Annotated in this window: 9 protein-coding genes; 7 read left to right on the top strand and 2 right to left on the bottom strand. The window is 64.9% G+C overall.

What is annotated here, in order from left to right; genetic code table 11:
- Both EOA29_RS43000 and EOA29_RS15300 read right to left on the bottom strand, forming a co-directional pair.
- The coding region (locus EOA29_RS43000) for an ABC transporter substrate-binding protein (protein WP_245468475.1) at positions 1 to 470 on the bottom strand (470 nt) is incomplete at its 3' end.
- Positions 467 to 1,069 carry an ANTAR domain-containing response regulator gene (locus tag EOA29_RS15300; protein WP_126092929.1) on the bottom strand — a complete coding sequence of 201 codons (603 nt, stop codon included), beginning with the start codon at positions 1,067 to 1,069 and terminating at the stop codon, positions 467 to 469. The genes EOA29_RS43000 and EOA29_RS15300, both read right to left, overlap by 4 nt.
- Positions 1,070 to 1,348: 279 nt before the next feature.
- Here EOA29_RS15300 and EOA29_RS15295 point away from each other — a divergent pair, with 279 nt between their 5' ends.
- From EOA29_RS15295 to EOA29_RS15265, 7 genes are all read left to right on the top strand, one after another.
- Positions 1,349 to 2,233, top strand: coding sequence for an AraC family transcriptional regulator (locus EOA29_RS15295; RefSeq protein WP_126092930.1), 885 nt, complete (start codon positions 1,349 to 1,351; stop codon positions 2,231 to 2,233).
- Positions 2,234 to 2,459: 226 nt separating this feature from the next.
- Complete coding sequence (locus EOA29_RS15290) at positions 2,460 to 3,527, top strand: sugar ABC transporter substrate-binding protein (RefSeq protein WP_126092931.1); 1,068 nt, start codon at positions 2,460 to 2,462, stop codon at positions 3,525 to 3,527.
- Between the two features lie 190 nt (positions 3,528 to 3,717).
- Positions 3,718 to 4,533 (top strand): ATP-binding cassette domain-containing protein, encoded by an 816-nt coding sequence (locus tag EOA29_RS15285; protein WP_126092932.1) that lies wholly within the window; start codon positions 3,718 to 3,720, stop codon positions 4,531 to 4,533.
- On the top strand, positions 4,530 to 5,783 hold the full coding sequence (locus tag EOA29_RS15280; RefSeq protein WP_126092933.1) for a sugar ABC transporter permease: 1,254 nt from the start codon (positions 4,530 to 4,532) through the stop codon (positions 5,781 to 5,783). The genes EOA29_RS15285 and EOA29_RS15280 overlap by 4 nt, the downstream gene beginning before the upstream one ends.
- 22 nt (positions 5,784 to 5,805) lie before the next feature.
- Entirely contained in the window at positions 5,806 to 6,534 is a 729-nt protein-coding gene (locus tag EOA29_RS15275; RefSeq protein ID WP_126092934.1) for an SDR family oxidoreductase, read from the top strand.
- 31 nt (positions 6,535 to 6,565) lie between these two features.
- Positions 6,566 to 7,324 (top strand): glucose 1-dehydrogenase, encoded by a 759-nt coding sequence (locus EOA29_RS15270; RefSeq protein ID WP_126092935.1) that lies wholly within the window; start codon positions 6,566 to 6,568, stop codon positions 7,322 to 7,324.
- A gap of 29 nt (positions 7,325 to 7,353) precedes the next feature.
- Positions 7,354 to 7,960 (top strand): SDR family NAD(P)-dependent oxidoreductase (locus tag EOA29_RS15265; RefSeq protein WP_127221105.1); only part of this gene is annotated, 607 nt, incomplete at its 3' end.

Below are 7,960 nucleotides of genomic sequence, written 5' to 3'. Positions count from 1 at the left end.
AGCCAGTAGCGCAGTTCGTAGTTATGCCCGGAATGCGGATGCACGACGGCGAAACGCAGCGGCTCGCGGCCGGCGGCTGCCCGTTCGCGGCTCAGCGCACCGAGCGCTGCGCCGGCACGTGCCGGATCGAGGTCCGGCACGACGCCGTGCGCCGCCATGCCTTCCCATACCGCATTGGAAACCGTGACGCAGTTGCCGCCGAGCCCGAGCGAGAAGGGCACTATGGTCTCGGAGGCGAGCGGCGTGAGGCCGAGGCTGCAGGCGAGCGGCATTGGTCCCAGCATATGGGCGACATCGAAATGGCCGATGGCGATGCGGTCGCGGATGTTGGCCCAGGAGGTCTCACGATGCAGCTTGAGCGCGATGCCCTCGCGGGCGGCAAAGCCCATCTCGTCGGCCGCGACCAGGACGGCGCTGTCGAAGAGCGGCATGAAGCCGGCAGTGACCTGGTGCGAGGCAGTCGTGCTCATTCGCCCTCCAGCGGTCCAAGCAATCCCGCCGCGGTCACCAGGCTCTGGGCAATCTCGGCGATCTTGCGGTTCTGGTTCATGGCGGTCTTGCGCAGAAGCGCGTAGGCCGCCTCTTCGCTCAGCCCGCGCGACTTCATCAATATGCCCTTGGCCCGATCGACGACCTTGCGGTTCTCGAGCTCGCTGCGCGCCTCCTCCAGTTCGCGCGCCATGCTCGAGAAGGCATTGAAGCGGCTGATCGCCATGTCGAGGATCGGCTTGATGCGCTCCTTCTTCAGCCCGTCGACGACATAGGCGGACACGCCCGCATCGACGGCCGCCTCGATCGAGGCCTGGTCGGAGCGGTCGACGAACATGGCGATCGGCCGTTTCACCGCGCGCGAAAGCTGGAACATGTTCTCCAGCATGTCGCGGTTTGGATTTTCGAGATCGATGACGATGACGTCCGGCTCGATCTCGGCGATGCGCCGGGCAATGCCGGCCACGTCGTGGACCACCGTGACATGGCGATGGCCGGCGTCCCGCAATCCCGCCTCGATGATCGAGGCGCGGATGCGGTTCTCGTCGATAACAAGGATGGCCAACGAACCGGCGGACATGCGCCTATTGTGCAGCCAGACCGGAATTGTGCAATGCGGTAGCGTAGCCCGAAGCGAACTTTTCCCGCGCCCATGCCCCGTTCGCCAACTTTGAATGTTCGTGGCGTCTAATTTTCGAAGATGCGATCTTCGTGGCCCAAAACGGTCAAAAACGTATCAGTCGGCGCGGCGTGGCGAGGTGGCGGACATTCTTGGCGACCGTTATCCTGACCCTAGATGAGCCAAACAAACGGCCGCGGTTCGAAGGCTGAAAACACCCGACAGCCTCCGGGAGGAAGCATGGGACCCGATCTGGAAGTCATACAGATAAGGCCTGGCGAGTCGTTCGCGGTGAAGTGGCACGGCTATCCGTACCATACGGTGCGCTGGCACTTTCATCCGGAATACGAGCTGCACCAGATCGTCGCGACCAAGGGCCGCTATTTCGTCGGCGACTTCATCGGCGAGTTCGAGATCGGCAATCTGGTGCTGGCCGGTCCCAACCTGCCGCACAACTGGATCAGCGAGGTTCCGGAAGGCCAGTCAGTTCCGCTGCGCTGCAGGCTGGTCCAGTTCAGCGAGGAATTCATCGGCGGCGCGATCACGACCTTTCCCGAGCTTGGCGCCGTTTCCCCGTTGCTCGACCTGTCGCGGCGCGGCGTCCTGTTCAGCAAGGGCGTGAGCAGGGAGGTCATGCCGCTGCTGGCGGAAATCACGCATGCTTACGGCGTGCACCGGATCAGCCTGTTCATGTCGATCATGGAGGCGCTCAGCCGTGAGAGCGCGCCGCGCGTTCTCGCCAGCGAAAACTATCTGCCGGATCCGTCGGGATATATGTCGGCGGGCATGAACCAGGCGCTGGCCTATATCCGCGAGAATCTGACTCAGCCGTTCAATGAGGGCGACCTTGCAGTGATCGCCGGCCAGACGCCGAGCGCCTTCTCGCGCTCGTTCCGCAAGCACACCGGCATGTCGCTGCTGCAATATATCAAGCGCCTGCGCATCAATCTCGCCTGCCAGATCCTGATGAGCGATGAAGAGGCGCAGATTTCGGACATCTGCTTCGAGGTCGGCTTCAACAATCTGTCGAACTTCAACCGCCAGTTCCTGGCCGAGAAGGGCATGCCGCCGTCGCAGTTCAGACGATTGGTTGCGGACAATTTCGCGGCCGCGCGCGCCGCATAGAAAGGAGTTCGGGAGGAGAAACAAGCCTTAAGCAAGAACCAAGACGAAGCGATGGATCGCGTAAGCGAACCAGCGATGGACGAGTATTGCCTCGTGTCATGCCAGCGGGAGGAAGCCGTTAGGCTGCTGCACGAGTTCGCTAGATTTCCGATCGGGCAGCGCGAGCAGACATCCGCAGCCTGCGGCGGAGTCTGTTACATCAAACAACGGGAATGGAGAAGACCTTATGTCCAGATACATGTCCAGATTGACCGCGGCCGCGATGGCCGTCTCGAGCCTCGCCCTCGGCGCGACGTTTGCCAATGCGCAGGATATCGCCGGCTCCACGGTCGCGTTCCTGATGCCCGACCAGGGTTCGACGCGCTACGAGGAGCATGATCACCCCGGCTTCGTCGCCGAGATGAAGAAACTCTGCGACAGCTGCAAGGTGCTCTACCTCAACGCCGACGCCGACGTCACCAAGCAGCAGCAACAGTTCAACTCGGTCATCACCCAGGGCGCCAAGGTGATCGTGCTCGATCCGGTGGATTCCGCGGCGGCGGCGTCGCTGGTGCACAACGCCCAGGCCCAGGGCGTCAAGGTCATCGCCTATGACCGTCCGATTCCGGACGCCAAGGCCGATTTCTACGTGTCGTTCGACAACAAGGCCATCGGCAAGGCGATCGCCGCCTCGCTGGTCGAGCATCTCAAGGCCAAGGGCGTGTCGAGCGACGGCGATGTCGGCGTGCTGCAGATCAACGGCTCGCCGACCGATGCCGCGGCGGGCTTGATCAAGGACGGTATCCATGACGGCCTCAAGACCGGCAGCTACAAGACGCTCGCCGAGTTCGACACGCCGAACTGGGCGCCTTCGAATGCCCAGCAATGGGCGGCGGGGCAGATCTCGCGCTTCGGTAACAAGATCGTCGGCGTGGTGGCCGCCAATGACGGCACGGGCGGCGGCGCCATCGCGGCGCTCAAGGCCGCCGGCGTCGATCCGGTGCCGCCGGTGACAGGCAACGACGCCACGATCGCCGCGCTGCAGCTCGTCATTGCCGGCGACCAGTACAACACTATCTCGAAGCCCAGCGAGATCGTCGCCGCAGCAGCCGCGAACGTTGCGGTGCAGCTCCTCAAGGGCGAGGCTCCGAAAGCCGAGACGACGCTCTACGACACGCCCTCGCAGCTCTTCGTGCCGGCGGTGGTGATGCAGGAGAACCTCAAGGCCGAGATCATCGACAAGAAGATCCAGACCGCAGCCCAGCTCTGCACCGACCGCTACGCCGAAGGCTGCAAGAAGCTCGGCATTGAATAAGGAGCAATGCCGCGCAGGCGGCATTGTCTCCGGAGCGATGCGGCGTCAGCCGCATCGTCCCCAGAAGCGACGCGGCCAAATCGCGTCGCCTGCGATATGCTCGGCAACGTCGCCAAGGTGACAGCCGTGTCCGGCCGCTACCTCCTGGCGGCCGGACATACCGACCAAAACGCGGGAAGAGAGACAGGCCATGGCAATACCCGACACGCCGTCCACGACAAGCCGCCCGCCGGTGCTCAGCCTGCGCGGCATCTCGAAGAATTTCGGCGCGGTGTCGGCCCTCACCGATGTCGATCTCGATATCAACGCGGGAGAGATCGTCGCCCTGGTCGGTGACAACGGCGCCGGCAAATCGACGCTGGTGAAGATTTTGGCCGGCGCGCACATGCCGAGCGCCGGCTCGATCACGTTCGACGGCCAGCCCGTGACGTTGGCCAATCCTGCCGCGGCGCTGAAGCTCGGCATCGCCACCGTCTTCCAGGATCTGGCGCTTTGCGAAAACCTCGACGTCGTGGCCAACATCTTCCTTGGCCGTGAGCTCCATCCGCTTCGCCTCGACGAAGTCTCGATGGAGGTCCGCGCCTGGACGCTGCTCAATGAGCTCTCCGCACGGATTCCCAGCGTGCGCGAGCCGGTGGCGTCGCTGTCGGGCGGCCAACGGCAGACGGTCGCGATCGCCCGCTCGCTGCTGATGGAGCCGCGCGTGATCCTCCTCGACGAGCCGACCGCGGCACTTGGCGTCGCGCAGACGGCAGAGGTGCTCAACCTCATCGAGCGCGTGCGGGATCGCGGCCTAGGCGTCGTCATGATCAGCCACAACATGGAGGACGTGCGCGCCGTAGCCGACCGCATCGTGGTGCTGAGGCTCGGCCGCAACAACGGCATCTTCCTGCCCGGCGCATCCAACCAGGAACTGGTGACCGCAATAACCGGCGCCGACGACAATGCCGTGTCGAGGCGCGGCAAGCGCACAGCCGAGGTGAAGGCTGAGGGAGAACGGCCATGACGACGGCTTCCGACCGCAACCCCGGCGCGCTGCTCGACCGCAGCGACGAGCGGCTGAAGGATCGCAGCGGCGCGAAGGGCGCCATCAAGGGCTTTCTCGACCGCGTCCGGTCCGGCGATCTCGGCTCGCTGCCCGTCGTCGTCGGGCTGGTGCTGATCTGCACCATCTTCCAGACGCTCAACCCGGTATTTCTGTCGCCGAACAATCTCGTCAACCTTTTGTTCGACTGCTCGACGGTCGGCATTATCTCGCTCGGCATCGTTTGCGTTCTGATGGTCGGCGAGATCGACCTGTCCGTCGGCTCGGTCAGCGGCCTGTCCTCGGCGCTGCTCGGCGTGCTGTGGGTCCAGTGGGGCTGGCCGGTAGGGCTTGCGATGCTGGCGGCGATGGCGGTCGGGTTCGTGACCGGCTGCGTCTATGCGTTCCTGCTCAACAGGCTCGGCATGCCGAGCTTCGTGTCGACGCTGTCGGGCCTGCTCGCCTTCCTCGGGCTGCAGCTCTACATCCTCGGCCCGACCGGCTCGATCAATCTGCCCTACGACTCGCCACTGGTGAATTTCGGCCAGCTCCTGGTGATGCCGCACTGGGTGTCGTACACGCTGGCCGTGGTGCCTGGCGTGCTCGCCCTGGTTCTCGGCTACCGCAAGGCGCAGCGACGCCAGGCCGCCGGGCTGTCGTCGCGTTCCTTCGGCGGGCTTCTCCTCCAGGCCGTGGCGATCACCCTCGCGCTCGAACTGGTGGCCTACTACCTCAACCTGTCGCGCGGCGTGCCCTGGATGTTCGCCCTGTTCGTTGGCCTGGTCGTGGCCATGAATTACGCGCTGAAGCGGACCCAGTGGGGCCGCTCGATGACTGCCGTGGGCGGCAACCGCGAGGCGGCGCGTCGCGCCGGCATCAATGTGCGCCTGATCTACACCAGCGCCTTCGCGCTCTGCGCCACGCTGGCGGCGACTGGTGGCCTGCTCTCGGCCGCTCGTCTGGCGACCGCCAGCCAGCAGGCCGGCACCGGCGACGTCAACCTCAACGCCATCGCGGCGGCCGTCATCGGCGGCACCAGCCTGTTCGGCGGCCGCGGCAGCGCCTATTCGGCGCTGCTCGGCATCATCGTCATCCAGTCCATCGCAAGCGGCCTGACGCTGCTCGATCTGTCATCCTCGCTCCGGTACATGATCACCGGCTGTGTGCTGGCGATCGCGGTCATCGTCGATTCTCTCGCCCGCCGCTCGCGTGTCTCACACGGCCGCGCCTGACGGCTCATTGAAGAGGATCGCAATGTCTGAAAGTCTCTCCGGCAAGGTTGCCGCAATCACTGGTGCTGCCTCCGGCATTGGGCTGGAATGCGCCCGCGCCATGCTCGCCGTCGGCGCAAAGGTCGTGCTGGTCGACCGGGCCGAGGATCGGCTGAAGGAGCTTGTCGCCGAGCTCGGCGACAATGCTTGCGCCGTGGTCACCGACCTGCTCGACCCGGCGAGCGTCAACCGCATGATGCCGGAGATCCTGGAGAAGGCCGGCACTCTCGACATCTTTCATGCCAATGCCGGCGCCTATGTCGGCGGCGAGGTGGCGTCCGGCGATCCCGACCAATGGGACAAGATGCTCAACCTCAACATCAACGCCGTCTTCCGCACCGTCCATGCCGTGCTGCCGCATATGATCGAGAAGAAGAGCGGCGACATCATCGTCACCAGTTCCGTCGCCGGCTTCGTCCCCGTTGTCTGGGAGCCGATCTACACCGCCTCGAAATTCGCCGTGCAGGCCTTCGTGCATACGGTACGCCGCCAGGTGCTGAAGCACGGCATCCGCGTCGGCGCGGTCGCGCCCGGCCCCGTGGTGACGGCGCTGCTGAGCGACTGGCCGAAGGCCAAGATGGAAGAGGCGCTGGCCGCCGGCAGCTTGATGGAGGCCAAGGAGGTGGCCGACGCCGTGCTCTTCATGCTGACGCGGCCGCGCAACGTCACCATTCGCGACCTCGTCATCCTGCCGCAGAGCGTGGACATCTGAACCGCCCCTCCAACGCGATGGAGCCGCAATCATGATCCTCGACCGCTTCCGACTGGAAGATAAGGTGGCGCTGGTGACCGGCGGCACACGCGGCATCGGCCTTGCCATCGCCAAGGCGCTCGGGGAAGCCGGCGCGCATGTCGTCGTTGCGGGCCGGACCATGAAGGACGACGCACGGCAGGAACTCGCGGGTCTTGCCTTCGATTTCCTCGCCGCGGAAATGCTGGACGAGAAGGCGCCGGACAGGCTGGTCGCCGATACGCTCGCCAAGGCTGGTCGGCTCGACATCCTGGTTAACAGTGCCGGCATTGCGGTGCATGGCGACAGCGGTGACTATCCTGAGGACATCTGGCGCAGGACGATGGCGATCAATGTCGATGCCGTGTTCCGCTGCTGCCGGGCGGCGCTGGGGCCGATGCGGCGTCAGGGCGGCGGCGCGATCCTCAATGTCGGCTCGATCTCCGGCATAGTCTCCAACATTCCGCAGAACCAGGTCGCGTACAACAGCTCCAAGGCTGCGGTGCATATGATGACCAAGAGCCTCGCCAGCGAGGTCGCGGCCGAGAACATCCGCGTCAACGCCGTGGCGCCCGGCTATGTCGAGACGGACATGTCGCGCGGCGGCATCGAAAACCCCGAATGGTTCCCGATCTGGCGCGGCATGACGCCGATGGGTCGCGTCGGCCGGCCGGAGGAGGTTGCGGCGGCCGCACTTTTCCTGTGCTCTCCCGCCGCGAGCTATGTAACCGGCGAGGTGCTGGTCATCGATGGCGGCTATACGACGCGCTGATATAGTCTCGCCGAGGCAGGAGAACCGGTATGAAACTCAAGGATAAGGTCGCCGTCGTCACCGGCGGCGCGCAAGGCATCGGGGCGGCCATCGTGCGCGGCTTCGCCGCCGAAGGCGCCCATGTCGTCATCGCCGATATGGCGATCGACAAGGCGGACGCGCTGGCGCGCGAGCTCGGCGGCAAAGCAACAGCCGTGCAGCTCGACGTGCGCGACCTCGCCTCGATCGAGGCGATGGTCGATAGCGTGACGAGGACGCATGGCGGCATCGACATCCTGGTCAACAACGCCGCCGTCTTCGACATGGGGCCGCTGCTGGAGATTTCGGAAAGGAGCTTCGACCTGCAATTCTCGGTCAATGTGAAAGGCCTGTTGTTCACGCTGCAGGCAGTGGCCAAGCGCATGGTCGCGCAAGGGCGCCGCGGCAAGATCATCAATATGGCATCGCAGGCCGGACGGCGCGGCGAGGCACTGGTCGCTGTCTACTGCGCGACCAAGGCCGCGGTGATCAACATCACGCAATCGGCCGGACTTGCGCTCATCAAGCACGGCATCAACGTCAACGGCATCGCGCCGGGCGTGGTCGACACGCCGATGTGGGACCAGGTCGACGCGCTGTTCGCGCGCTACGAGAACC

Source organism: Mesorhizobium sp. M1E.F.Ca.ET.063.01.1.1 (genome assembly GCF_003998155.1).
Classification (GTDB): domain Bacteria; phylum Pseudomonadota; class Alphaproteobacteria; order Rhizobiales; family Rhizobiaceae; genus Mesorhizobium.
Note: the sequence above shows the minus strand (reverse complement) of the source record. Positions and strands in the feature narration are given on the sequence as shown.

What these genes read in the sequence shown, in the direction of transcription:
- EOA29_RS15300 (WP_126092929.1), bottom strand. Translation starts at nt 1,069, where the DNA reads ATGTCCGCCGGTTCGTTGGCCATCCTTGTTATCGACGAGAACCGCATC.
- EOA29_RS15295 (WP_126092930.1), top strand. Translation starts at nt 1,349, where the DNA reads ATGGGACCCGATCTGGAAGTCATACAGATAAGGCCTGGCGAGTCGTTC.
- EOA29_RS15290 (WP_126092931.1), top strand. Translation starts at nt 2,460, where the DNA reads ATGTCCAGATACATGTCCAGATTGACCGCGGCCGCGATGGCCGTCTCG.
- EOA29_RS15285 (WP_126092932.1), top strand. Translation starts at nt 3,718, where the DNA reads ATGGCAATACCCGACACGCCGTCCACGACAAGCCGCCCGCCGGTGCTC.
- EOA29_RS15280 (WP_126092933.1), top strand. Translation starts at nt 4,530, where the DNA reads ATGACGACGGCTTCCGACCGCAACCCCGGCGCGCTGCTCGACCGCAGC.
- EOA29_RS15275 (WP_126092934.1), top strand. Translation starts at nt 5,806, where the DNA reads ATGTCTGAAAGTCTCTCCGGCAAGGTTGCCGCAATCACTGGTGCTGCC.
- EOA29_RS15270 (WP_126092935.1), top strand. Translation starts at nt 6,566, where the DNA reads ATGATCCTCGACCGCTTCCGACTGGAAGATAAGGTGGCGCTGGTGACC.